A 2136-nucleotide genomic window follows, 5' to 3' on the forward strand; every position below is an offset into this window, starting at 1 on the left:
AAGTAATAAAGAGTACACGGGGGATGCCTTGGCTCTCAGAGGCGATGAAGGACGTGATAAGCTGCGATAAGCTTCGGGTATTTGCAAATAGGAATTAATCCGAAGATTTCCGAATGGGGCAACCCGGCATGTTGAAGACATGTCACATATAATGAGCAAACCTGCCGAACTGAAACATCTAAGTAAGCAGAGGAAGAGAAAATAATAATGATTTCCTAAGTAGTGGCGAGCGAACGGGAAAGAGCCCAAACCTACTTTGTTACGGCAAAGTGGGGGTTGTAGGACTACGATGTGGTATTAACAAACAGAAGTGGAATGGGATGGGAAGCCCAGCGATACACGGTGATAGCCCGGTACACGTATAGAATGTTAGCCTAGTAGTATCCTGAGTACCGCGAGGTCGGAGACGCCTTGTGGGAATCTGCCGGCACCATCCGGTAAGGCTAAATACTCCTGAGAGACCGATAGTGAACCAGTACCGTGAGGGAAAGGTGAAAAGAACCCCGAACAGGGGAGTGAAATAGAACCTGAAACCGTGTACTTACAAGCGGTCGGAGCGTCCAGGTGGCGTGACGGCGTGCCTTTTGCATAATGAGCCTACGAGTTACTCTTCTCTGGCAAGGTTAAGTGTTTAAGACACGGATCCGAAGCGAAAGCGAGTCTGAATAGGGCGTATAGTCAGAGGAGGTAGACGCGAAACCTTGTGATCTACCCATGGACAGGTTGAAGGTGCGGTAACACGTACTGGAGGACCGAACCGATAAACGTTGAAAAGTTTCCGGATGATCTGTGGGTAGGGGTGAAAGGCTAATCAAACTGGGAAATAGCTCGTACTCCCCGAAATGTTTTTAGGAACAGCGTGGATATTAAGTTATATAGAGGTAGAGCTACTGATTGGGTGCGGGGGAGTCAAATCCTACCAAATCCAGACAAACTCCGAATGCTATATAATATGATCTGCAGTGAGGCCCGGGGTGCTAAGGTCACGGGCCGAGAGGGAAAGAACCCAGACCATCAGCTAAGGTCCCTAAGTGTACGCTAAGTTGAACTAACGAGGTCCGATTGCACAGACAGCTAGGATGTTGGCTTGGAAGCAGCCATTCATTTAAAGAGTGCGTAACAGCTCACTAGTCGAGCGATCGGGCATGGATAATAAACGGGCATTAAGTGTATCACCGAAGCTATGGGATTGAAATATATCGGTAGGGGAGCATTCTATATGCAGCGAAGGTATCTGGTAATGGGTGCTGGAGCGTATAGAAAAGCAAATGTAGGCATAAGTAACGATAAGGCGGGCGAGAAACCCGCCCACCGAAAGGATAAGGTTTCCTGATCAACGCTAATCGGATCAGGGTTAGTCGGGTCCTAAGGAGAACCCGAAGGGGATATTCGATGGACAACTGGTTAATATTCCAGTACTTTTTATAACTGCGATGTGGGGACGGAGTAGTGACACTGCCGCGATCTGACGGAATAGATCGTTAAAGGGCGTAGGTATTAGGACTGTAGGCAAATCCGCAGACCTAGCTGAAACCTAATAGTACCGCGAGACTTCGGTTGAGTGGATAGAGCAGGTAAACAGACTTCCAAGAAAAACCGCTAAGCTTCAGGTTATAAAAACCCGTACCGCAAACCGACACAGGTATCCGGGAAGAGGATTCTAAGGTGCTCGAGTGAATCATGGCTAAGGAACTCGGCAAAATGGCCCTGTAACTTCGGGAGAAGGGGCGCTGGCAGTAATGTCAGCCGCAGTGAAAAGGCCCAGGCGACTGTTTAACAAAAACACATGGCTTTGCAAAATCGAAAGATGAAGTATAAGGCCTGACACCTGCCCGGTGCTGGAAGGTTAAGAGGGGATGTCATCCGCAAGGAGAAGCATTGAATCGAAGCCCCAGTAAACGGCGGCCGTAACTATAACGGTCCTAAGGTAGCGAAATTCCTTGTCGGGTAAGTTCCGACCTGCACGAATGGTGTAACGATCTGGGCGCTGTCTCAGCCATGAGCTCGGTGAAATTGTGGTCCCGGTGAAGACGCCGGGTACCCGCAACGGGACGGAAAGACCCCATGCACCTTCACTACAATTTAACATTGACATTGGATACAGGATGTGTAGGATAGGTGGGAGGCTTTGAAGCG

The 2136-nt window shown here is 49.1% G+C and carries 1 rRNA gene; it reads left to right on the forward strand.

What is annotated here, in order from left to right:
* Positions 1 to 2136: ribosomal RNA gene (locus ABD692_RS20890) — 23S ribosomal RNA — on the forward strand; the annotation flags it as partial.

It is taken from the genome of Pedobacter ginsengiterrae (assembly GCF_039537385.1).
Classification (GTDB): Bacteria; Bacteroidota; Bacteroidia; order Sphingobacteriales; family Sphingobacteriaceae; genus Pedobacter; species Pedobacter ginsengiterrae.